The following is a 23,193-nucleotide window of genomic DNA, read 5'->3' on the forward strand; positions in this document are numbered from 1 at the left end:
TGCAGGCGCCTTGACAGGCGAACTTGTATCGATACAAACTTGCGTCGCCTTCATGACGCACGAACAACGCGAGGTAGTCCAGGATGAGTGCCGTCCCCGCCGTCATCAACGTCGACGTCCCCGGTCCCTTGATCAACCGGCACCTGTACGGGCACTTCGCCGAGCACCTGGGCCGGTGTATCTACGGCGGGTTCTACGTGGGCGAGGACAGCGACCTGCCGAACGAGGGCGGCCTGCGCCTGGACGTGGTCGAGGCGCTGCGCGCCCTGAACATCCCCAACCTGCGCTGGCCAGGCGGCTGCTTCGCCGACGAATACCACTGGACGGACGGCATCGGGCCCAAGGACCGGCGCCCGGTCATGGTCAACACCCACTGGGGCAACGTCGAGGAGAACAACCACTTCGGCACGCACGAGTTCATGGCCCTGTGCGAGCTGCTCGGGGCGGAGCCGTACATCAGCGGCAACGTCGGCTCGGGCACGGTCAGGGAGATGAGCGACTGGGTCGAATACCTCACCCGCGACGGCGACTCGCCGATGGTGCGGCTGCGCAAGGAGAACGGGCGCGAGGAGCCGTGGCGGGTGCGCTTCTGGGGGCTCGGCAACGAGGCGTGGGGCTGCGGCGGCAACATGAGCGCCGCGCAGTACGCCGCCGAGGCCCGCAGGTTCGGCACCTACTGCCGTGACCACGGCGACAACAAGCTCTACCGGATCGCGGCGGGAGCCAACTCCTTCGACTACGCCTGGACCGAGACGCTGATGAAGCAGCTCGGCGAGCTGGGCTGCGCCTACCGCCCGGCGCCGTTCATGCAGGCGCTGTCGGTGCACTACTACACGCTCACCGGCACCTGGCAGGACAAGGGCCAGGCCACGGACTTCGGCACCGACGACCACTACCGCACGATGGTGCAGGCGGCCCGGGTGGACGAGCTGCTCACCGGCCACTCCAACGTCATGGACTGCTACGACCCGGGCCGGAACGTGGGCCTGGTGCTGGACGAGTGGGGCACCTGGTGGAACGTCGAGCCGGGCACCAACCCCGGCTTCCTCTACCAGCAGAACACGCTGCGCGACGCCCTCGTGGCCGGGCTGCACTTCGACGTCTTCCACCGCCACGCCGGCCGCCTGGTCATGGCCAACATCGCCCAGACGGTGAACGTGCTCCAGGCCATGATCCTCACCGATCCCGAGTCGGGCGCACTGGTGCTCACGCCCACGTACCACGTGTTCGAGATGAACAAGGGGCACCAGGACGCGGCCTCGCTGCGGGTGGACCTCCCCTCGGGGCTGCCCACCCGCGAGGTCGGGGAGGACCGGCTGGCGACCGTCTCGCTGTCGGCCAGCCGCAAGGACGGCCGGCTCCTCGTGTCGCTGTCGAACGTGGACGCGGACGAGGCGGCGGACGTCGAGCTGGACCTGCGCGGCGGCGCCGTGACCGAGGTCGGCGCCCGGATCCTCACCGCGGGGCGGCTCCAGGACCACAACACCCCCGAGGCCCCCGCCGCGGTCGCGCCCCGCCCGTACGAGCAGGTCACGGCCACGGCGTCCGGGCTGCGGGTGCACCTGCCCGCCCACTCCTTCGTCACCGTGGAGGGCCGCCTGGACGGCCGGTGAGGCTACGTCTGCGACGGTTCGCGGCTGCCGCTCCGGCGGGAGATGACGAAATACACCACGCTGACGATCACGAAGAACGGGACGCCCGCCCACCACGCCGGCCGCAGCGGCTCGATGAACAGCGTCGAGACGAGCACGGCGGCCAGGAACAGCATCACCACCACCGAGGTGACGGGCGCGCCCCAGAGCCGGACCGGCGACGGCGCCAGCCCCTGGGCGGCGCGGGTGCGGCGGAAGGCGTGGTGGGTCACCAGGATGAGCAGCCACACGACCAGCGCCCCGAACACCGACACGCCGAACAGCGCCAGGTACGCCTCGCTCTCGCTGGCCGCCGAGACGATCGCGGCCAGCGCCAGGCCCAGCGCCGACAGGGCGAGCGCGTTGCGCGGCACGCCGGAGGCGCTGAGGCGGCCGGTCCAGGCGGGGGCGTAGCGGTGGGCGGCCAGCGAGTGCATCATCCTGGTGGTCAGGTACAGGTTCGTGTTGGCGCTGGAGAGCGCGGCGGTCAGGACCACGAAGTTCATAATCGTGGCCGCCGCCGGGACGCCCGCCGCGGAGAAGACGCGCACGAACGGGCTCTCGGTGACGTCGCCGCCCTGCGCGGTGGTGGTCCAGGGCACCACGGTCAGCACGACCGCGATGGCCAGCACGTAGAACAGCGCCAGGCGGGTGACCATGCGGCGGGCGGCGCGCGGGATGTCGCGCGTGGGGTTCTCGGACTCGGCGGCGGTGACCGAGACGACCTCGGTGCCGATGTAGCTGAACAGCACGAACACCATGGCCAGGAACAGGCCGTTGATCCCGTTGGGCAGGAAGCCGTCGTGCGCGGTCAGGTTGGACACGCCGGTCGCCTGCGCGCCGGGAAGCCCGACGGTGACCAGGACCACACCGAGCAGGATGAACACGACGATGGCCACCACCTTGATCATGGCGAACCAGTACTCGACCTCGCCGAACAGCTTGACCGCGGCGGCGTTCGTGATCAGCACGACGGCCGAGAAGACGGTGACCGGCAGCCACAGCGGCAGCGACGGCCACCAGAACTGCACGTAGATCCCGGCCGCGATGACCTCGCCGCCGATCGCGATGACCTGGATCGTCCAGTACGTCCAGCGGACCACGAACCCGGCCCACGGCCCCAGATACCGGTGGGCGATGACCCCGAACGCGCCCGCCTCCGGATGCACCACGACCATCTCGGCCAGCGCCCAGCCGATCACCAGCGCCACGCCGGCGCAGATCACGTACGCGACGACGGTGGCCGGGCCTGCCTGGGAGATCGCCAGGCTGGAGCCGAGGAAGAGCCCGGTGCCGATGGCGCCGCCCAGCCCGATCATGGTGAGCTGGCGGCCGGTCAGCCGGCGGCGCAGCCCGGTTTCGTTGTCCACGGAAGAGTCCACGGAAGACCTCTCGGGGGGATGATCAGGTCCTGCGGCAGTCCCTGATGGCTTCGACGGCCGCGTCCACGTCGGACCGGTCGTTGTAGTAGTGGAACGACAGCCGCAGCAGGTCGCCGCGCGGCGCGGTCCAGATGCGGCGCTCGGCCAGCCTGGCGGCCAGCTTGTCGGGGTCGGGGTCGGCGATGGCGACCTGCGGGCCGCGTGCCCCCGCCGGGCTCACCACCCGCTCGCCGTCCTCGGTCAGCCGCTGGGCCAGCTCCTCGACCAGGGCCGACACGTGCTCATGTACGGCGACCAGGTCGACCCGTTCGATCAGGTCGAACCCTGCGTTGGCCGCGTACGCGGACGGGATGGGCGGGGTGCCGGTCTCGAAGCGGCGGGCGTCGGCGGGGAAGTCGAGCAGCCTGGGGTCGAAGGCGAACGGCTGCGTACGGCCGAACCAGCCGGTCAGCTCGGGCTCGCGCTGCTGCTCCATGCCGCCCCTGACGTACAGGAAGGCGATGCCGGGCAGGCCGAGCAGGTATTTGAGCGACCCGGAGGCCAGATAGTCGCAGCCCAGCCGCTTGACGTCGATCGGGACGACGCCGGTGGCCTGATAGGCGTCCACGAAGACGCGCGCGCCCCGGTCGTGCGCCAGCCGTACGACGTCCTCGACGGGCAGGCGGGCGCCGTTGCGGTAGGTGTGCAGCGGCACGGAGACGAGGTTGACCCGCTCGTCGATGACCTGCTCGTACGCCTCGGCCGCGACGTTCTCGCCGGTGTCGGCGGCCACCCGCACCTCGGCGCCGCGCTGGCGCTGGGCCAGCCACACGTGCGCGATCGAGGGGAACTCCAGGTCGTTGGTGACGATGCCGGGCCGGCGGGACCAGTCGAGCGAGGCGGCGGCCTGGAAGGCGGCCTCGGACGCGCACGACAGCACGGCCACCTCGCCGGGCTCGGCGCCGATGAGCCGGGCGAAGCGCTCCCTGGCCCGGCCGACCTGCTCCATCCAGGTCTGCCACGGGGCGCCCTCGGCGCGCAGCGAGTGGCCGATCTCCTGGAGCGCGTAGGCCAGCCGCGACGACAGCGCGGCCTGGCTGCAGCTGGCCAGGTGCACGGAGTCGGCCAGAGAGGGGAACTCGGCCCGGAACTGGGTTGCGTTCAACATGCGCGACATTTCGGGCACACTATCGGGCGGGATTTAACCTGGTCAATGGGCGTTAAATGGTGTTAACAATGGATATGATCCCCGGGTGATGGGCGCCAGGATCCGGAAGCTCCGTACCGAACGGGGGCTGACCCTCGCGCAGCTCGCCGCCGCGGCCGGCGTGTCGAGCGGGCTGATCAGCCAGGTCGAGCGCGATCTGGCCGATCCGAGCCTGGAGACGCTCAGGAAGATCGCCAAGGTGCTGGACCTGCCGCTGTTCAGCCTGTTCCAGGAGCCGGACGCGGCTGTCGTCGCCGTGGTCCGGCAGGACAAGCGCATGCTGGTCAGATCCCCCACCGGCGGCGTCACCTACACCCGCGTCTCCCCGGGGCACGGGCGGCTTGAGGTCCTGGAGGGCCGGCTGGAGCCCGGCGGCTCGTCGGCCGCCGAGCCGTGGTCGCACCCGTCCGAGGAGTGCGTGCTGGTGCTGCGGGGGCGGCTCGTCGTGGAGGTGTCGGGGGTCGAGCATGCGCTGGAGGAGGGCGACAGCTGCTACTTCGACTCCGCGCTGCCGCACCGCTACCTCAACCCGGGCGAGGAGCCGGTCGACTTCCTGATCACCGCGACCCCGCCCAGCTACTGAACCTTTCCCCTGCGCCGCGCGTACCTTCGTACATGCGTTGGAGAATGGCCTTGATCGCCTTCCTGGGACTGCTGGCGGCGGGCGCGTGCTCCGCCTCGGCGGAGACCCAAGCCGGGTACAACCAGGCGGACGTGCGGTTCAACCAGCAGATGATCACCCACCACCGCCAGACCATCCAGCTGGCCGAGCTCGCGGCCGAGCGGGGCGGCGGCGACTACGTGCGCAAGCTGGCCAAGGAGATCATCCCGAACGAGCAGGCCGACATCCAGAAGATGTCCGGCTGGCTCACGTCGTGGTCGGAGTCGGTGCCGGCCGAGGAGAAGACGGACGAGGGCGCCGAGCTGAAGGCGGGCGACGGGTTCGACCGGGGGTGGCTGACGCTGCTGAAGGGGCACCTCGAACACGGCGTGCACATGGCCAAGGAGATCCAGAGCACGGGCGAGCACGCGGCGACGCGGGAACTGGCCGACCGGATCGTGACCGTGCAGACCGAGGAACTGTCCGCCATCGGCAAACAACTGGCCATCTGAGGCTTGCGACCGCCGCCCCGCCGCCGGCTGGGGCCACCCGCCGCCTGAGGGCCGCCGCCGTCCAGGTTCCCTCGGGGACATGGGCGGCGCGCGGGCGTGTCCCCGCTTCCCGGCGCGCGTCCGGTGGATACCGTGATGGTGCGGTTCCGGGGCTGACTGACCCGCCCTGAATCCGACTCTCCCTCCGCAGCTTGTCACCGAGCGACGGAGGGGAGCCCTGTGCGACGAGGTCCTGTGGTGGTCGTCGGGGCGGGCCTGGGCGGACTGGCGGCGGCCGTCCGCCTGGCCGCCGCCGGGCGCGAGGTGGTGGTGGTCGAGGCCGGGCGAGAGCCCGGCGGCTGCTGCGGCACCGGGCGCGCCGGGGCGTACCGGTTCGACGTCGGCCCGTCCGTGCTGACGATGCCCGGCGTGCTCGCCGACGTCTTCGGCGCGGCCGGGGAGGAGCTGCGGGACTGGGTGCCGCTGCGCCGCCTCGATCCCTCGTACCGGCTGATCTTCCACGACGGCTCGCGGCTGGACGTGCGGGCCGGGCGCGCGGAGATGACCGAGCAGGTCCGCGCGCTGTGCGGGCCCGCCGAAGCGGCCCGCTACGAGCGTTACCGGCGGCTGCTCGACGAGCTGTTCGCGGTGGAGTGGCCGGCGTTCATCGACGCCGACATGACCAGGCTGCGCGCCCTGGCCAGGCCGGCGGCGCTGCTGCGGCTGGCCGCGCTGGGCGGCTTCCGCCGGCTCGACCGCCTGGCCGCGCGCCACCTGACCGACCCCCGGCTGATCAGGGCGCACACCTTCCAGTCCCTGTACGTGGGGCTGTCGCCGCATCGCGCGCTCGGCATCTACGCCGTCGTCGCGCACATGGACACCGTCGGCGGCGTGTACTTCCCCGAGCACGGCGGCATGCACGCCGTTCCGGTCGCGATGGCGGCGCTGCTGGAGAAGCTGGGTGCGGCCATCCGGTACGGCGCGCGCGCCCACCGGGTCGAGGCCGACGGCGACGGCGTCACCGGCGTCCTGCTGGAGGACGGCGAACGGCTGCCGGCCGCCCACGTGGTGGTGGCCTGCGACCGGCTGGCGGCGCGGCGGCTGCTGCCCGGCCGGGCCGACGACTGGCGGCTGCGCCGTCCCCGCCACTCCCCCTCCTGCCTGGTGCTCCACCTCGGCCTCGACCGTGACCCGCCCGGCCAGGCCCACCACACCGTGCACTTCGGCCGGACCTGGCGGGAGACGTTCGCCGCACTGGAGCGGGGCCGGCCGCAGCCCGACCCGAGCCTGCTGGTCACCTGCCCGGACACCGGCGGGCCCGCCACGCTCAGCGTCCTGGAGCCGGCGCCCAACCTGCGCGCCGCCGACTGGGGCCGCCTGCGTCCCGAGCTGGAGGAACGGCTGCTCGCCCGCCTTGCCGAGCTCGGTTACGGCGATCTGTCGGGCGCGCCCAGGCTGGTGCTGGACCCGCCCGCGTGGGCGGCGCGCGGCCACAGCGCCGGGACGCCGTTCGCGCTGGACCACCGCTTCACCCAGACGGCGTGGCTGCGGCCGTCCGGCGTCGCCCGGCGCGTTCCCGGCCTGCACTTCGCCGGCATGTTCACCGCGCCGGGCGTGGGCGTGCCGCCGGTGCTGATCTCCGGCCGCCTGGCCGCGGAACGCATCCTCGGGGAACCCTCATGACGCGCACCACCGAACCGACGCTCAGAACGTGTACCACCGAGCCGGCGCTTTGGGGGCTTTGATGACGCTGACCTCCGGCTACGAACGCTGCCGGCGGCTGCACGCCCGCTACGGCCGCTCCTACTACCTGGCCACCCGGCTGCTGCCCGGCTGGAAGCGGCGTCATGTGCACGCCCTGTACGGTTTCGCCCGCTACGCCGACGAGATCGTCGACTCCTTCACCATGACCGGCGACCGGACCAGCGCGCTCGACCGCCTGTGGGCCGGGGTCGAGGCCGGGCTGTCGGGAGCCGAGGTCCGCGATCCGGTGCTGCCGGCGTTCCTGCACACCGTGCGCTCGTTCGGCGTCGACCGCGACGACGTGCGCTCGTTCCTGACCTCGATGCGCGCCGACCTGTCGGTCACCCGGTACGCCACGTACGACGACCTGCTCGGCTACATGGCCGGCTCCGCCGCCGCCATCGGCACGATGACGCTGCCGCTGCTGGAGCCGGTGCCCGGGTGCGAGGAGCGGGCCCGCGAGCCCGCTCGGCAGCTCGGCCTGGCCTTCCAGCTCACCAACTTCCTGCGCGACGTGGCCGAGGACCATGCCAGGGGCCGGATCTACCTGCCGCTGGAGGACCTGGCCAAGTTCGGCGTCGAGCCGGAGCACCTGGGCGCGCGGCGTACCGGGCGGGCCCTGCGGGACCTGCTCGCCTTCGAGGCCGAGCGCGCCCACGCCCACTACCGCGCCGCCGCCGAGGGCGTCGAACTGCTCGTCGCCTCCTCTCGGCCGTGCGTGAGCGCCGCCCTTGAGCTGTACGGCGGCATCCTCACCGAGATCGAGCGCCGCGGCTTCGAGGTCCTGGCCACCCGGGTACGGCTGCCGCACCACCGCAGAGCCGCCATCTTCACCCGCCACCTGCTGACCGCCACCGCAGCGGCCCGGGCCGAGCGCCAGGTCCGGGTGGAACTCTCGTGAGCGCGGCCCGGAGGTCCACCGGGGATATGGGGGGAAGTTCGGCCTGGAGTTCCGCCGGGGGTCCGGCCGGGAGCTCCGGCGGCGGGTCCGCCGGGCCCGTGGTGCTGGACGCGATGGGCGGTGACCACGGGCCGGCCGAGGCGGTGGCGGGCGCGGTCGAGGCGCGGCGGGCGCACGGGGTGCCGGTCATCCTGGTCGGCGCTGAGCCGCAGCTGAGCAGGGAGTTGTGGCGGCACGGCGCGGAGGGCGAGATCGCCGTGGTGCACGCCCTGCACGCCGTGCCGATGTCCGAACGGGGCGCCGCCACGGCCGCGCTGGCCGGGTCCAGTCTCGCGGTGGGCTGTGACCTGGTACGCCAGGGCGTGGGCGGCTCGTTCGTGTCCGCCGGGTCCACCGGCGCGGTGGTCACCTGTGCCGTACGCGGCATCGGCCGGGCCGCCGGCGTGCTGCGGCCCGCGCTGGCGGTGGCGCTGCCGTCGCTGCGGGGCGGCGCGACGGTGCTGGTGGACGCGGGTGCGACGGCCGACCCCAGCCCCGCCATGATGGCGCAGTTCGGCCGGCTGGGCGCCGGGTACGCGCGTTCCGTGCTCGGCCGGTCCGACCCGGCCGTGGGGTTGCTGTCCATCGGGTCCGAGCCGGGCAAGGGCAACCGGCTCACCTGCCAGGCCGAGGAACTGCTGGCCGCCCTGCCGCTGCGCTTCGCGGGCAACGTCGAGGGGCACGACGTGCTGTCCGGCCGGATGGACGTGATCGTCACCGACGGCTTCACCGGGAACGTGGTGCTCAAGAACGTCGAGGGATGCGTGCGTACGGTGCTCGCGATGGTCGCCCGCGAGGGCGTCGCCGCGCCCGAGCGGCTCGCCGGGGTGGCCCGCCGCTACGACCCGGAGGCCCACGGCGGCGCGGCCCTGCTCGGGCTGCGCGGCACGGTCGTCGTCGCACACGGCTCGTCCCGCGCGGCCACCATCGCCAGGGCCTGCGTGGTGGCGCACACCCTGTCCGGAGCAGCACCCGGCATCGAGACGATGACACCATGAGCACCGGCTCAGCACGAGGGGCCGGTGCCGTGGTGCGGCGGCGTGCGCAGGGGATTGGTGCCGTTCCAGGTGCCTTCGCTCGCGTACGGGATGAAGCGGGCGAACAGCTCTTCGGCGTACCAGTCGTGGGAGCGTACGCGCTCCACGACCCGCCGGTGCGCCGCCCCCCGGTAGGCGAACCCGCGCATCGCGTCCTGGTCGCGCCACAACGAGAACGTGGCCTGCCGGGCCAGCGGCCACTCCCCCATCCCGATCGAGGCCAGGCACCCGTCCTGCCGCCGCAGCAGTTCGTCCACCGGCGGCACCGACCGGTAGAACGCGACCAGCCGGCGCACCCGGATCGACGCCCTGGTGAGCACCGCCACCGGCCCGCCCCGTGCGGCCACCGCACCGCCGCCCGAGCCGCCGAACGGGCCCACCGGGGTGCCACGCGAGTCACCCAACGCGCCCAACTGGGCACCACGCGAGTCGCCGGACGGGCCCGCCTGGGTGCCGGGCGGGTCCGCGAAGGGGTTTCGGCTCGTCCAGGTGCCGCGCGAGGACAGCGGTGCGAGCCGTACCTGCCAGGTCTCCGACGCCTCGGCCCGCCAGCGGGCCGCGATCGGGGACGAGCGCAGGAACGCCTCCAGGTCGCCGGCCGAGCGCCAGACCGCGAACAGCGCCCAGCGGCGCAGGTCGGCCCCGAGCGACATCGAGCGTCCCCTGCCCGTGCCCAGCAGCCGCCAGAACAGCAGCCCGCCGCAGTCACGCAGCAGCGGCCGGTCGAAGGCCATGTGGCGCATCGCGCTCGCGGTGTCGTACCGGACGAGGTGGAACGACGCGATGGTTGAGGCGGGAGCCGGATCGGCGCTTGAGTGGGCGGTGGCGGTCATCGCCGGCTACCTGCTCGGGTCGGTGCCGGTCGCGGTGCTGGTGGGCCGCGTCCACGGCGTCGATCCTCGGGACGTGGGAGATCGCAACCCCGGGTACTGGAACGTCAAGGAGCGGCTCGGCCGGCGGGCGGCGATGCCGGTGTTCGCCGGCGACATGCTCAAGGGCACGCTGGCCGCCCTGCTGGCGCTGCTGGTCAGCGGCGCGCACACCTCCTCGTCCGGCACGGTCTCGGGTGCGAGCGCGGCACCGGTGTACCTGGCGGTGGCGGCGGCGATGGCCGGCCACGCCTGGCCGGTGTTCGCCGGGTTCAGGGGCGGTCGGTCGGTGCTCACGTTCGCCGGCGGGATCGCCGTCATCTGCCCGCCCGCGTTCGGGCTGGCGGTGGCGGCGCTGGTGGTGACGGCGCTGGCGACTCGCTCGTTCGCGGTGGGGGCCCGGGTGGCGGTGTTCGCCATCCCCGTGCTGCAGTGGCCGTTCGCGCCCGCCGGACTGGTCGCGGCCACCGGCGGGCTGATGTGCCTCATCGGGCTCCGCTTCGGCCTGGCCACCCGCCACCACTGACCTGAGCGTCCATACGATCCCCAGGCGACCCGGCAGGACAGGAACGCGAGTCCGTACGATCCCCAGGCAACCCGGCAGGGCCGGATCGGGGGTACGTGCGGCCGCGCCAGGTCCGTGCGGGACGGAGGGTGGCGTGGGTCAGGCGGGCGGCGACCGCGGGATCGAGGAGCGGTGACAGCAGCAGCTCGGCCCCCGGCCCCCGGTAGCTGCCGCGCAGCGCGCCGGCCACCAGCAGCCGCACGGCCAGCAGCGCCAGGTCCAGCCCGGACAGCCGCCCGGACGTCAGCCGCAGCACCGGCAGGGCTCCCGTCAGCCAGATCACGGCCAGGTCGGCCGCCTGCCGGCCAGGCCCGGTCACGTCGCCCAGCGACAGCGAGCGGCCCCACTCGCGCCACAGCTCGCCCGCCGAGTCGTGCATGTCGACCTCCAGCAGGTCCGCCGCGTCCAGGAAGCCCACCTTCCAGCCCTGCCCGGCCAGGTGACGGGCCAGCGCGACGTCATCGGTCATCCGGTCGCGCACCCGCGCGAACCCGTCCGCCTCCACCATCCGCGCCCGCGGGAAGGCCAGGCACTGGCCGTTCGCGATCGTCCGGTGCGGCGGGGGCGCGGTCGGCGGGCCGATCGGGCCGAACCGGTAGACCAGGCCGGCCAGCATGGAGGCGTGCAGGGCACGTTCGAAGCGGCTGTCGCAGCGGAAGCGGGGGCCTGCGCTCACCAGGTCGTACCGGTCCAGGGCCCGCGTCAGCGCCCAGAACAGGCCCGGCTCGGGTCTGGTGTCGGCGTCGAGCGTGACCACCACCGCGCCGCGCGCGGCCGCCACGCCCTGGCGCAGGGCCCACTGCTTGCCGATCCATCCGGGCGGCAGCGGCGCCGACGTGACGACCTTGGCTCCGAGCCGCGCCGCCACGTCCGCCGTACCGTCGCGGGAGCCGTCGTCGACCACGATCACCTCGCTGACCCCGGGATCGGCCAGCACGGCCCGCAGGCACGGCCCGATCCTGGCGGCCTCGTCACGAGCCGGGATCACCACGGACACCTCGACACCGGCCGGCGGACACGCCCGGAGCGGCGGCAGTCTCCGTCGCCCGCGCGCCAGCCGAGCGACCACGACAGCACCGGCCACGGCCTGAGCCACGCTGAGCACCCTCACCGGCCACCCCGCACGGTGTCACACAGGTTCCGCGACGGGTCCCGGTCAGAGGTGGTGGGCGGGAAGTCGCGGGCGATGAGGCGGCTGACGATGCGGGCGCCCAACACCACCATCGGCAGGCCGCCGCCCGGATGGGCCGAGCCGCCCACCACGTACAACCCGTGTCGAGGCCCCCTGTTTCCCGGGCGCAGGAACGACGAGAGCCTGCCCCGGTAGGCGCTGCCGTAGATCGCGCCGCCCCAGGCGCCGTAGCGGTCGCGCAGGTCGGCGGGGGTGAGGACGTCCACGAAGCGCAGCCGTCCCGACAGGTCGTGCCCGCGCTCGGCCAGCCGTTCCAGCACCAGATCCCGGTACGCCGCCACCCCCATCGGCCACCGCACCGGGTCGCGGGCCGGCACGTTGACCAGCATCGTCCAGTTCTCGGCCCCTTCGGGCGCCTGTGTGGCGTCGTCCACGGCCGAGCAGCCAAGGTAGATCGTCGGGTCGCCGGGCGGCCGGCGGTGCTCGAAGAGGTCGGCGAACTCGCGCTCGTAGTCGCCGGAGAACAGCACGGAATGGTGCGCCAGGCCGGGCGTCCTGCCCTCGACCCCGGCCATCAGCAGGAACGCCGACGACGAAGGGCCGAGCCGGGCGATTCTGCGCAGCCGCCGCCGGTCGGGCAGGAGGTGGCCGTACAGGGCGGCGGCGTCGGTGTTGGCCACCACGATGTCGCAGGGCACGGCGCGCCCGCCCGCCGGCCGGACGCCGGTGACGCGGGAGCCTTCGCAGGTGACGGCGGCGATCGGGGTGGACAGATGGAGCTGCACGCCCGCCGCCTTCAGCAGCAGCGTCAGGTCCTCGGCCAGCCGGGGCAGGCCGCCCGGCGCGTACCAGACGCCCTGCCCGTGCTCCAGGGCCGGGACGCAGCCGAGCGCGGCCGGCGCCCGGTACGGGTCGGAGCCGGCGTAGGTGGCGTAGCGGCCGACGTACTGGCGCAGGCGCGGGTCGCGGAAGAAGCGGCGGGCCAGCCCGTCGAGGGTACGGGCGGGCGCCACGGCCAGCAGGTCCGAGAGCCGGGCCCGGCCGGGCGGGCCGAGCAGGGGGCCGGCGAAGGCGGTCCGGCCGGCCGCGCGCAGGCAGCCGTGGGCCCAGTCGTGGAAGGCGTGCCAGGCGGCCCCCTCGCCGGGGGCCAGCCGGTCCACCGCGGCGGCCATCTCGGCCAGGTCGCGCCGGGCGTCCAGCACCGTGCCGTCGGCGAACCGGTAGCGGCACAGCGGCTCGGGTTCGATCAGCTCGCGGCGCAGCCCCAGCTCCCTGAACAGCTCGGGCATGGTCAGCAGCGAGGGGCCGAGCGAGAAGGTGAAGCCGTCTCGGTGGTGCTCGGCCAGCTTCCCGCCCAGTCTGGGCGATCGTTCGTACAGCCGCACGTCGTGGCCCTGTCTGGCCAGCAGCAGCGCGCTCGTCATGCCGCCGACGCCGCCGCCGATCACCGTCACCGCTGCCACAGCCGCCTCCAGGCGGGCGCGGCGAACGCGCCCATCGTGATGCCTCCGGCGGCGGCGACCAGCGGATCGGGCGGCTGGAACACCGCCAGGAAGCCGACCGTCTCCATGACCGCCATGACCGTGTAGAGGGCGAGCAGCCCGTATCCCGGCTCCCGGTCGCCGGCGAAGCGCTGCACGACCAGCATGACCAGCGCCGACACCAGCAGCCAGCCCGCGTAGTTGCTCAGCGGCACGCCCCGGTACGGCCCGTCCTGCGCCCACGTCCACAACCCCATCCGCACCATCTGCGGATCGAGGAACAGGTCCCACGCGGTCAGCGCGCCCGCCCCCACCGCGACGCGCCGCCAGCCCGGTACGGGCGCCACGGCGGCGGCCACCGCGTACGCGGCCAGCCCCATGCCGCCCCACGCCACCGCCACCGCCACCGGCACCCCGCCGGCCTGCGGCCACAGGACGTCGCCGTAGGCGTAGTCGCCGAACGGGAACCCGGTCAGCACCCCGGCGACCTCGGCCGCGTACCCGGTCAGCACCGCGCCGCCGAACGCGCCCGCCGCCCTGACCGGCCCCCAGACGGTGGCGGCGAAGGCGAGCGCGCCGGCCGCGAGCAGCGCCACGATCGCCCCGGTGAACCGCTCGGGCCTCGCGTCCAGCCCCGACATCACCTGGCAGGCCGTCATGGCCAGCAGGAACACCACGCCGAGCACGCGCACCGGCCCGGCGTCCACGGACCTGACCTGTTCACTCGCCTGTTCCAACGCCACCCCCGGGATTCCGCCGCGGTGAAGGGTTCCCGGTGACGTCCCAAGCGAGCCCCACGGCCGTCCGCGCATCGGGGCAAGATTCCGGGTCCCCGCCGGCGTCCGTGCGGGTGGCGTCCGTCAGGGGCGGTCGCGGCCGACGCGGCGCAGGGAGCGGTCCGCGACGGTGGTCGTGAGCAGCAGCGCCGAGACGACCAGCAGGAGCAGGCCGAGGTCGTGCAGCCCGCCGGTGCTGGCGCCGTGCCGGTAGAAGGCGGCGTTGGCCGCCGAGGCGAGGAGCGCGCCGAGGTAGGCGAACGTACGCAGCAGCCCGGCCGACGAGCCCATGCGCGCCGGGTCGGACTGGGCGTAGAGGGCGTTCTGGTTGGCCAGGCCGATCAGCCCCTGCGGGATGCCGACGGCGGTGGCGATGACCACCGGGACCCAGACGGGGACGGACACGTCGAGCAGCAGCAGCCCGACGCAGCCCGCGATCTGGATGAGCGCGCCGGCGACGAGCTTGCCGCGCACCCGAGGCCGCCGCCCGACCAGGACCGTGGCCACGATGGCCGCTCCCGACATGGGCAGCAGGATCAGCCCCGCCTGCGACGGGCTCAGCGAGCGGCTCTCCTCCAGCCACTGGGTGAAGCCGTACAGGAAGGCGTAGATGGTGGTGAAGGCCAGTAGCTGGCGGGCGTACGTGGCCAGCAGCGGCGCGTTGCCGCGCAGCACCCGCAGGTCGATGAACGGCTCCCGCTGCCGCAGCTCCCACCACGCGAAGCCGGCGCCGGTCACGAGGGCGACGGCGGGCAGGTAGGCGTGGTCGAGGCCCGGCTCCATCAGGAACAGCATGAACGCCACGATCGTGCCGGCGAACAGCACGATGCCCACGACGTCGATCCGCTGACCGGGCGTGAGGCGCAGGTCGGCGCGGCGCGGCAGCCGCATCCCGCCCAGGACCAGGCAGGCGGCCGACAGCGGGACGTTGATGGTGAAGATCAGGTGCCAGCCGCCGAGGCCGATCAGCAGGCCGCCGAGCGTGGGGCCGATCACCGAGATGACCTGGTTGGAGACGGACAGGGCGGCCAGGATGCCGCTCGGGTTGCGCAGGCCGGTGCGCTCGGCCTCGCTGCGCAGCAGGTACATGGACGCCGGATAGGCCGCCGAGGTGCCGATGCCGAGCAGCACCCGGGAGGCGATCAGCAGGCCGAGGCCCGGGGCGAACACGGCCATCAGGCCGGCCAGGCCCACCAGCGCGGTGCCCGTCAGGTAGAGCGGGCGCGGGCCGTACGCGTCGACGAGCCGGCCGATGACCGGCTGCGCGACCGCCGTGGCCAGGTAGAGGGCGGTCACCAGCCACGCCGTCTCGGACGGCGGCGCCCCGAAGGCGGCGCCGATGGGGATCAGCGCCACCGCCAGCATGGAGGAGTTGACCGGGTTGAGAATGGAGCCGAGGATCATGGGCGCGACCAGCTTCCGGTCGAACCCGCCCGCATCGGGCGGCCGCCCGCGCCGCACCCGCCCGGCGACGCCCCGGCAGTCCGTCACGAGTGCGCGACCTCGTCGAGGAGCGCCATCGCCGTGATCACCGCGGCCAACTGCTCCTCGTCGCCCCGCTCGTGCAGGGTCCTGGCCAGCCACGCCTCGCGCGCCTGACGGTCGCCCTGCCGCCGCGTACGCCCCGCCTCGGTCAGTGTGACGAGCTGGCGCCGCCCGTCCTCCGGATCGGGATGACGTTCGACCAGCCCCGCCTGCTCCAGCGCGGCCACGATCTTCGCCATCGACTGCGGCCTGACCCGCTCGGCGGCGGCCAGTTCGCTGGCCGAGGCCGGGCCCTGCTTGCTGAGCCGGGCCAGCACCGACGCCTGCGCGGGCGAGCTGCCGCCCTCCCCCTCCAGTGCCTGGAGCCGGCGGCGCAGCCGGCTGAGGACCACCCACACCTCGGCCGCCGCGTGCGCGGCCTGCTCGGAGACCTCCTGCACCTCGTTCACAGATCCACGCTAGAACGACAGCCTGGACTGTGCAATCCAGACTGAACAGCCTGGGCTGTCTATTCGGTCACGTTCACACGGTGATCACGACCTTGCCCCTGGCGTGCCCCCGTTCGAGATAGCGGACCGCCTCGGCCGCCTCGTCCAGCGAGAACGTCCGGTCGATCACCGGCGTGACCCGGCCCGACTCGATCAGCCCCGTCATGACGTCCAGATCGTCCGGGCTCGCCTCCGCCAGGAAGAACGTCGCCCGGGGCAGCAGCATGACCTTGGCGACCCCGAGCAGCGGGCCGATCCACTGGCCCTTGGCCGGCGCGCCCGCGACGAGGACGCCGGTGTCCGCCAGCACGCGCCGGTTGGCGAGCAGGCCGTGGTTGGCCACGAGGTCGAGCAGCACGTCATACCGCCCGCCCGTACGGGTGTAGTCCCGCTCGGTGTAGTCGATCACGCGGTCGGCGCCGAGCGAGCGGACCAGTTCGACGTTCCGCGTGCTGCACACCCCGGTCACCTCGGCCGCGCCCAGCGCCTTGGCGAACTGCACCGCGAACGTCCCCACGCCGCCCGCCGCCCCGTTCACGAGCACCCGCTGCCCGGCCTTGAGGCCGCCCTTGTCGCGCAGCGCCTGCAAGGCGTAGACGCCGGCCACCGGCACGGCCGCGGCCTGCTCGAACGTCAGCCCGGCCGGCTTCCTGGCCAGCCAGCCGTCCTGGCGCAGCGCGGCGTACTCGGCGAAGCCCGTCCTGCCCGGGGTCAGGTCCATCGCGCAGCCGCCGTACACGTCGTCGCCCGGCACGAACCGGGTGACCTTCCTGCCCACGGCCTCGACGGTGCCCGCCAGGTCCGCGCCCAGCCCGCTGCGCTTGGGACGGCGCAGGCCCATGTCCAGCCGGGCCACGTACGGCGCGCCTCTCATGGCGTGCCAGTCCAGCGGGTTCACCGAGGCGGCGCGGACGCGGATCAGCACGTCGTCGTCCCCGACGGCGGGCATGTCCGCGTCCTCCAGCCGCAGCACGTTGGGTGAGCCGTAAGCGTGGTAACGAATCGCCTTCATACGATCAGCGTGAGACGCCGCCCTTGGCTGGATAAATCACGTGAATTCGTGATTGCGAGGCTCCGGCCGGGCCCGGGGCGGTAGTAGTGTCCGAGCCACCATGGCCAGACCGCCGCGCCGTACGGGCAACCTGCCCGCCGAGGCGACCAGTTTCGTGGGCCGACGCCGTGAGCTCGCGGTGATCAGGCGCAAGCTCTCGGAGTCCCGGCTGGTCAGCCTGGTCGGTCCCGGCGGGGTCGGCAAGACGCGGCTGGCGCTGCGGATGGCGGGCGATCTCGGGCGCGGGTTCCCCGGCGGGGCGTGGCTGGTCGAGCTGGCCGAGGTCGGCGATCCCGGGCTCGTCGGCGACGCCGTGACGGCGGCCCTGGACCTGCGCACCCAGACCGCGGCCGAGCCGGTGGCGCTGCTGCTGTCGTACCTGCGGGACAAGCGGCTGCTGCTGGTGGTGGACAACTGCGAGCACCTGCTCGGAGCCGTCGCCCCACTGGTGGCGGAGGTCATGCGGGCGGCCCCCGGCGTACGGGTGATCGCCACCAGCAGGGAGCCGCTGTCGGTGCCGGGCGAGCACGTGGTGCCCGTACCGCCGCTCGACCTGCCGCCGCCCGCCCGCGCGCCGCTCGCGGAGCTGCGGCGGAACGAGGCGGTCAGCCTGTTCGCCGAGCGGGCCGCGGCCGGCTCTGGCACGTTCGAGCTGACCCCGGCGAACCAGGCCGCCGTGGCCGACCTGTGCCGCCGCCTCGACGGCCTGCCGCTGGCGATCGAGCTGGCCGCCGTCAGGACGCGGGTGCTGTCCGCCGAGCAGATCCTCGAACGCCTCGACGACCGGTTCGGGCTGCTCACCGGGGGCAGCCGGGCCGCGCTGCCCCGCCATCAGACGCTGCGCACCACCGTCGACTGGAGCCACGACCTGCTGGCGGCGGGCGAGCGGGCGCTGCTGCGGCGACTGTGCGCGTTCGCCGGCCGGTTCACGCTGGAGGACGTCACGGCGATCTGCGCGTACAGGGACGTATCCGCGGCGGGCACGCTGGACCTGATGGCCTCGCTCGTGGACAAGTCCCTGGTGATCAAGGAGGACGCCGGGGGGCTCGCCTGTTACCGGCTGCACGAGACGATGCGCGAGTACGCCGTGCTCAAGTTGCGTGCGGCGGGCGAGGAGGAGTTCCTGGCCCGGCGCCGCAACGATCACTACATCGGGCGCTGCCTGGAGTCGGCGCCGCGGGTGCGGCAGCGGCTCGGCGAGTGGCTCGCGTGGATGGACCTGGAGATCGACAACGTACGGCACGTGCTGCGCGACTGCGTGACGCGGGGGGACCTGCGGGTCGGGGTCCTGCTGGTGTACTCCCTGGGGTACTACTGGATGACGCGCGGGCTCGGCGAAGGTGTGCGGTGGTTGGATGAACTGCTCGCGTACGGGGGCGGCGGTGCGCGGGAGTCGGGCTTGGGGCCTCAGGAGCTGGCGCTGGCCTGGTACATGCGTGGCTTTCTGGCTGTACTGCAGTCCGACCCGGCCACGGCGCGACCGGCGCTGGACAGGGCCGTGGACGCAGCGGGGACCACGGCCGGGGCGGACAGGGCGGGCGGGGCGGCCGGGATGCGGTCCGTGCTGGCGCAGTCGTTGTCGCTGACGTCGATGGCGGCGGCCATGGCCGGGGACCGGCCGGCGGCGGCGCGGCTGGGCGAGCGGGCACAGGCCGCCACCGAAGGGCTCGGCGATCACACCGCCCTGCTCATGTACCTGCAGTCGCGCGCACTCACCGGTCTGCTCGGCGGCGACCTCGCGACGGCCGGATCGGCGGCGGAGGAGGGCGTCCGCCTCGGCCGCGAGACCGGCGACCTCTACAGCCTCGGCATGATGCTGCTCAACCTGGGCGCGACCAGGCTCATCGCGGGCGCGCTCGACGAGGCCGGGCCACTGCTGGCGGAGGGGCTGCGGGTGGCGTACCGGATCGACGACCGGGTCGGACAGTACGCCCTGCTCTACGCCCTGGCCTGCCACGCCGCCGGCACGGGACGGGCACGACCGGCCGCACGGCTGCTGGGGGCGGCGGAGACCGTGCGTGCGGGGACCGGCGCCGACGTCCTGCCCTACCTCGCCCCACTGCTGGTCGAGGCGGGGAGGTCGGCGCAGGCGGCGCTCGGGGAGCCCGGGTTCGACGAGGAGTTCGCGACCGGGGCGGCGCTGGACAGGGACGCCGCGGTCGCGCTGGCACTCGGGGAGCCCGCTCCCGGCGCCGCCCAGGAACCGTCGGATGAGGGCGCGCCGCCACTCGGCCGGCGGGAGTCCGAGGTAGCCCGGCTGGTCGCGGAAGGGCTCAGCAACAAGCAGATCGGGGCGCGGCTGTTCATCTCCGAGCACACCGTGGACAGCCACGTACGCGCGATCATGAACAAACTGGGGTTCAACTCGCGAGCGCAGATAGCCGCATGGACGGCCACCGCACGATCATGAATCCCGCCGCGTGCCCGGCGCTGCGCCCGGTGGCGTGCTCGGTCTCGGGCTCGATGGCGTGCGTGGCAGCAGCAACGCCGCCGCGCACATCACCGCGGCCGCCGCGTACAGCGCCGACCGGGTGCCCGCCCACGTCGCCACGAGGCCGCCGAGCAGGATGAACAGCGGCTGCGTCACCGTCGTCGCGAACGACCACAGCGCCGCCACCCTGGCCATCAGCTCGTCGGGAGTCTGCCGCTGCCGGTAGCTCGTCATGGTGGAGTTGGCCGCGCCGGCGAACAACAGCACCATTCCGAACCCGAAGCCGCACATCAGCAGCCCTGGCACACCGGGCACGGCGGCCGGGATGAGGAAGTACCAGGGCCCGCGCACCATGCTCGCCCACCACAGGGCCCGCACGTCACCCAGCCTGGCCACCAGCCGAGCCGCCGCCCGTGCGCCGATGAAGCCGCCCAGCGACGGCACACCCATGATCAGCCCGTACTGCCAAGGCTCGAACCCCAGGTCGCGCAGGTAGAAGACGGCCGACACCGACGCCCCCATCGAGCTGGCCCCGGCGAAGGTCACCCAGCTGACCAGCATCGGCCGCAGGGCCGGATGCCGCCAGGCGAAGCGCCAGCCCGCGAACAGCTCCTCCCGCCGCGACGCGCGCCGCTCCCGTACGGGCGGGGCCGGCTCCGGCGTGCGCAACGCCCTGATCACCGACGCGCTGACCAGGAACGACACCGCGTCGATCACCAGCGACCCGGCCGCGCCGAACAGCCCGATCAACGCGCCGCCCGCAGAGGGCCCCGCCGAGACGCTGAGCCAGCGCGTCGACTCCAGCCGGCTGTTGGCCTCGACCAGGCCCGGCCCCGTGACCAGCGCCTTGAGGTGCGCCTGGGAGGCGGCGGTGAACGCGATCTGGCACGAGGCGTTCACGACGGCGATCACGCACAGCTGGGCGAAGGTCAGCACGTCCACGACCGCCGCGACGGGAACGCTCGCGATCGCGGCGAACCTGACCACGTCCGTCACGATCATGATCGGCCGCTTGCGCCTGAACTCGACGTGGGCGCCGAGCGGGAAGGCCAGCAGCGCGGTCGTGACGGCGGTGAACGCGGCCAGCAGCGCCACCTCGAACGCCGACGCCCCGACGACGGTGACGGCCACCACAGGCAGGGCCACCATGCCCACCGCCGACCCGAGCTGGCTGACGGCCGTCCCCGCCCAGAGCCGCCGGAAGTCCCGGCCGGACGCCGGGCGAAGAGAGGACATCCGGCCCATTCTGCCGCAACCACGAACAAGTCGATCAGCCGAACGGGAGACCGCACGAGCAACCCGACCGGCGACCGCACAGGAGGCCGAACGGGAGACCAGACGAGCAACCGGACCAGCAACCGGACCGGCAACCGGACCGGCGCCCGCACAGGCAGCCAGACGAGCAACCGGACATGGAGCCGGACCGGCGGCCGGGCCTCAGCCGATCATCGGTGGGACGATCAGCCGGCCGGGGTGGCGCACAGTTCGGCGAAGCGGCGGGTGTCGATGTTGCCGCCGGAGACGATGAGCCCGACCCTGCGCGGCAGGTTCCCGGCCCGCCCCGCCAGCAACGCGGCCAGCGGGGTGGCGCCGCTGGGCTCCATGACGATCTTCATGCGTTCGAACGCCATCCGCATGGCCGCGCGGATGTCGTCCTCGCTCACGAGGGCGACGTCGTCCACCAGGTGCCGGTTGATCGAGAACGTCAGCTCGCCCGGGATCTCGCTGGCCTGGCCGTCGGCGATCGTGCGCGGGATGGGGATGGACACCCGCCGGCCCGCGCTCAGCGACCGCTTGGTGTCGTCACCGGCCTCCGGCTCCACGCCGATCACCCGGATCCGGGGCAGCACCCCCTTGGCCGCCGTGGCGCTTCCCGCGATCAGGCCGCCGCCGCCGATCGGCACGAGCAGCGCGTCCAGCTCGCCGACCTCCTCGATCAGCTCCAGGGCCGCGGTGCCCTGGCCGGCGATGACGTGCGGGTGCTCGTACGGGGGGATCAGGGTGAGCCCGCGCTCGGCGGCCAGCGCCTCGCCGATGGCGACCCGATCCCCGCTGTAGCGGTCGTAGGTGACGATCTCCGCGCCGTAACCGGCGGTGGCCTCCCTCTTGGAACGCGGGGCGTCCTCGGGCATGACGATCACCGCCGTGCTCCCCAGCTCACGCGCGGCCAGGGCGACGGCCTGGGCGTGGTTGCCGGACGAGTACGTGGCCACGCCCTGCTCAAGCTGGGCCGGGGTCAGGCGGGAGACGGCGTTGTAGGCCCCGCGGAACTTGAACGCCCCGATGCGCTGCAGGTTCTCGCACTTGAGGAAGACCTCGGCTCCCACCAGGGCGTCGAGCGTACGGGAGCGCAGGACGGGGGTCCGGTGGGCGACGCCCTTGAGCCGGGCGGCGGCGTCGTGGACGTCACCGAGGGTGACCGGCAGCGCGTTCGGCATGTTCTCTGTACCTCCCAGTTGATCACCGAAGACATCCCTATATCACCACTATTTCCGGCATCGGTGGAGAAATTCCGGCAACAGGGAGGCGTACCCGCTCCTCAGCTATCGGCGAAATGGCGCGGCAGGCCCCGTCCTCCGGGGATACGGCACGCGGATCCACCGGGCATCAGCCCCTGGACCTCGGGCCCCGCGACAGCGTCCTGAGCGGTACGGTCAGCAGCCTTCACCACATTTCGCCAATTACTATTAATTAAGCACCAGGAAAATATTCGTTCGGAAATCCAGCCGAGTGGCGATAGCGTTTGTCATCCGTCCTTCCGCCCGTCGAAATCGGGAGACACAACGATGATGAGCGAGGAAAAGGCGAAGAATGTCGGTCCGTCCAGGATCGAGATGACCTACGAACGCTTCGGCGACCCCCAGGCCCCGCCCGTCCTGCTGATCATGGGCGCCGGTGGTCAGCTCATCCACTGGCATGAGGACTTCTGCGCCGAGCTGGCGGGCCTCGGCCACCACGTCATCCGCTTCGACAACCGCGACGCCGGCCTGTCCACCCACTTCCACGACGCGCCGCCGCCCGACCTGCCGGCCGTGATGGCCGGCGACCTGTCCTCGGCCTCCTACACGCTGTCCGACATGGCGGGCGACACGGTCGGGCTGCTCGACGTGCTGAGGCTGGACAGCGCCCACCTCGTCGGCGCCTCGCTGGGCGGGATGATCGCCCAGACGGTGGCGATCGAGCATCCCGCCCGCATCCGTTCACTGACCTCGATCATGTCCAGCACCGGTGCACCCGGGGTGGGCGGGCCCACGCCCGAGGCGCTGGCCGCGCTGGCGGGGCCGCCGCCGGAGGGGCGCGAGGCCGTGATCGAGAGCTGGGTCGCGGCGTTCCGCGTCATAGGCTCGCCCGGCTTCCCCACCGACGAGGCCGAGGTGCGTGAGCGCGCCGGGATGGCGTACGACCGGTCCTACGATCCCGTCGGGATGCTGCGCCAGGCCGTCGCGGTGCTCGCGTCGGGCGATCGGACCGCCCGGCTCCGTACGGTCGGCGTACCGACGCTGGTGCTGCACGGTGCCGAGGACGCGATGTGCGACGTCAGCGGCGGCAAGGCGACGGCGGCGGCGATCCCCGGGGCGGAGCTGGTGATCATCGACGGCATGGGGCACGACCTGCCCAGGCAGTTGTGGTCCGACACCGCCGCCCACATCGCCCGCCTCGTCCACCGCGTCGAGACCTGCTGACCACCCGCCAGCCCGCAGACGGCACCACGAAGACGGCTCTTCCCTCTTACCCCGGACCGGAGACAACCGGCGCCCGGACCTGAGCCGCGGGGTGGAAATGCCCGCCGAGCAAAGCGCCGTCCCGCAGCAAGACCGCGCTCTGCTCGGCGGGGATCATGGTGACCCGCGGCACGGGCCTGCCCAACTGATCCGTCCTCGGCAGTCGGTCGGCGCTGTTGCTC

General features: G+C 73.3%; 20 protein-coding genes. 9 read left to right on the plus strand and 11 right to left on the minus strand.

The window, feature by feature from the left end:
• Positions 1-83 precede the first annotated feature (83 nt).
• Complete coding sequence (locus AB0C27_RS22400; protein ID WP_357846853.1) at positions 84-1,613, plus strand: alpha-L-arabinofuranosidase C-terminal domain-containing protein; 1,530 nt, start codon at positions 84-86, stop codon at positions 1,611-1,613.
• Between the two features lie 2 nt (positions 1,614-1,615).
• Here AB0C27_RS22400 and AB0C27_RS22405 read toward each other — a convergent pair whose 3' ends face one another.
• Both AB0C27_RS22405 and AB0C27_RS22410 read right to left on the minus strand, forming a co-directional pair.
• Positions 1,616-3,001 (minus strand): amino acid permease, encoded by a 1,386-nt coding sequence (locus AB0C27_RS22405; protein ID WP_357846855.1) that lies wholly within the window; start codon positions 2,999-3,001, stop codon positions 1,616-1,618.
• A gap of 34 nt (positions 3,002-3,035) precedes the next feature.
• Positions 3,036-4,160: an aminotransferase class V-fold PLP-dependent enzyme gene (locus AB0C27_RS22410; RefSeq protein WP_357846857.1), complete on the minus strand. Its 1,125-nt coding sequence runs from the start codon at positions 4,158-4,160 to the stop codon at positions 3,036-3,038.
• An 88-nt stretch (positions 4,161-4,248) separates the two neighbouring features.
• Here AB0C27_RS22410 and AB0C27_RS22415 point away from each other — a divergent pair, with 88 nt between their 5' ends.
• The 5 genes from AB0C27_RS22415 (at position 4,249) to AB0C27_RS22435 (ending at position 8,972) form a co-directional block, all read left to right on the plus strand.
• Positions 4,249-4,782: an XRE family transcriptional regulator gene (locus tag AB0C27_RS22415; RefSeq protein WP_346107611.1), complete on the plus strand. Its 534-nt coding sequence runs from the start codon at positions 4,249-4,251 to the stop codon at positions 4,780-4,782.
• Between the two features lie 50 nt (positions 4,783-4,832).
• Complete coding sequence (locus AB0C27_RS22420) at positions 4,833-5,312, plus strand: DUF305 domain-containing protein (protein ID WP_357846860.1); 480 nt, start codon at positions 4,833-4,835, stop codon at positions 5,310-5,312.
• A gap of 219 nt (positions 5,313-5,531) precedes the next feature.
• Positions 5,532-6,974 (plus strand): phytoene desaturase family protein, encoded by a 1,443-nt coding sequence (gene crtI / locus AB0C27_RS22425; RefSeq protein WP_357846862.1) that lies wholly within the window; start codon positions 5,532-5,534, stop codon positions 6,972-6,974.
• Positions 6,975-7,035: 61 nt separating this feature from the next.
• Entirely contained in the window at positions 7,036-7,935 is a 900-nt protein-coding gene (locus AB0C27_RS22430; protein WP_357846864.1) for a phytoene/squalene synthase family protein, read from the plus strand.
• 98 nt (positions 7,936-8,033) lie between these two features.
• The gene (locus AB0C27_RS22435) at positions 8,034-8,972 is read left to right on the plus strand and encodes a phosphate acyltransferase PlsX (protein WP_357846866.1); all 939 of its coding nucleotides are present in this window, start codon (positions 8,034-8,036) and stop codon (positions 8,970-8,972) included.
• Positions 8,973-8,980: 8 nt separating this feature from the next.
• Here AB0C27_RS22435 and AB0C27_RS22440 read toward each other — a convergent pair whose 3' ends face one another.
• Complete coding sequence (locus tag AB0C27_RS22440; RefSeq protein WP_357846868.1) at positions 8,981-9,844, minus strand: spheroidene monooxygenase; 864 nt, start codon at positions 9,842-9,844, stop codon at positions 8,981-8,983.
• Between AB0C27_RS22440 and AB0C27_RS22445 the strand changes: the two genes are divergently transcribed.
• On the plus strand, positions 9,834-10,406 hold the full coding sequence (locus tag AB0C27_RS22445; protein WP_357846870.1) for a glycerol-3-phosphate acyltransferase: 573 nt from the start codon (positions 9,834-9,836) through the stop codon (positions 10,404-10,406). The two genes, AB0C27_RS22440 and AB0C27_RS22445, sit on opposite strands and share 11 nt — an antisense overlap.
• Here the strand turns inward: AB0C27_RS22445 and AB0C27_RS22450 are convergent.
• The 6 genes from AB0C27_RS22450 to AB0C27_RS22475 form a co-directional block, all read right to left on the minus strand.
• Complete coding sequence (locus AB0C27_RS22450) at positions 10,366-11,433, minus strand: glycosyltransferase family 2 protein (protein ID WP_357846872.1); 1,068 nt, start codon at positions 11,431-11,433, stop codon at positions 10,366-10,368. The genes AB0C27_RS22445 and AB0C27_RS22450 overlap by 41 nt on opposite strands.
• A 119-nt stretch (positions 11,434-11,552) precedes the next feature.
• Positions 11,553-13,040 (minus strand): phytoene desaturase family protein, encoded by a 1,488-nt coding sequence (gene crtI, locus AB0C27_RS22455; RefSeq protein WP_357846874.1) that lies wholly within the window; start codon positions 13,038-13,040, stop codon positions 11,553-11,555.
• Entirely contained in the window at positions 13,028-13,801 is a 774-nt protein-coding gene (locus AB0C27_RS22460) for a carotenoid biosynthesis protein (protein WP_357846876.1), read from the minus strand. Before AB0C27_RS22460 ends, crtI (AB0C27_RS22455) begins: the two co-directional genes overlap by 13 nt.
• Positions 13,802-13,918: 117 nt before the next feature.
• Positions 13,919-15,325: an MFS transporter gene (locus AB0C27_RS22465; protein ID WP_357846878.1), complete on the minus strand. Its 1,407-nt coding sequence runs from the start codon at positions 15,323-15,325 to the stop codon at positions 13,919-13,921.
• On the minus strand, positions 15,322-15,768 hold the full coding sequence (locus AB0C27_RS22470) for a MarR family transcriptional regulator (RefSeq protein ID WP_357846880.1): 447 nt from the start codon (positions 15,766-15,768) through the stop codon (positions 15,322-15,324). The genes AB0C27_RS22465 and AB0C27_RS22470 overlap by 4 nt, the downstream gene beginning before the upstream one ends.
• A 73-nt stretch (positions 15,769-15,841) precedes the next feature.
• Complete coding sequence (locus AB0C27_RS22475; protein ID WP_357846882.1) at positions 15,842-16,819, minus strand: NAD(P)-dependent alcohol dehydrogenase; 978 nt, start codon at positions 16,817-16,819, stop codon at positions 15,842-15,844.
• A 100-nt stretch (positions 16,820-16,919) separates the two neighbouring features.
• Between AB0C27_RS22475 and AB0C27_RS22480 the strand changes: the two genes are divergently transcribed.
• A complete protein-coding gene (locus AB0C27_RS22480; RefSeq protein ID WP_357846884.1) occupies positions 16,920-19,268 on the plus strand; it encodes a LuxR C-terminal-related transcriptional regulator in 2,349 nt (782 codons plus the stop codon).
• On the opposite strand, the gene AB0C27_RS22485 is transcribed toward AB0C27_RS22480, so the two are convergent.
• Entirely contained in the window at positions 19,263-20,525 is a 1,263-nt protein-coding gene (locus AB0C27_RS22485; protein WP_357846886.1) for an MFS transporter, read from the minus strand. The two genes, AB0C27_RS22480 and AB0C27_RS22485, sit on opposite strands and share 6 nt — an antisense overlap.
• A 224-nt stretch (positions 20,526-20,749) precedes the next feature.
• Positions 20,750-21,727 (minus strand): threo-3-hydroxy-L-aspartate ammonia-lyase, encoded by a 978-nt coding sequence (locus tag AB0C27_RS22490; protein WP_357846888.1) that lies wholly within the window; start codon positions 21,725-21,727, stop codon positions 20,750-20,752.
• Between the two features lie 348 nt (positions 21,728-22,075).
• Here AB0C27_RS22490 and AB0C27_RS22495 point away from each other — a divergent pair, with 348 nt between their 5' ends.
• Positions 22,076-22,972 carry an alpha/beta hydrolase gene (locus AB0C27_RS22495; RefSeq protein WP_357846890.1) on the plus strand — a complete coding sequence of 299 codons (897 nt, stop codon included), beginning with the start codon at positions 22,076-22,078 and terminating at the stop codon, positions 22,970-22,972.
• Positions 22,973-23,193: the final 221 nt, after the last annotated feature.

The organism is Nonomuraea sp. NPDC048882 (assembly GCF_040649755.1).
In the GTDB taxonomy this organism is placed as follows: domain Bacteria; phylum Actinomycetota; class Actinomycetes; order Streptosporangiales; family Streptosporangiaceae; genus Nonomuraea; species Nonomuraea maheshkhaliensis.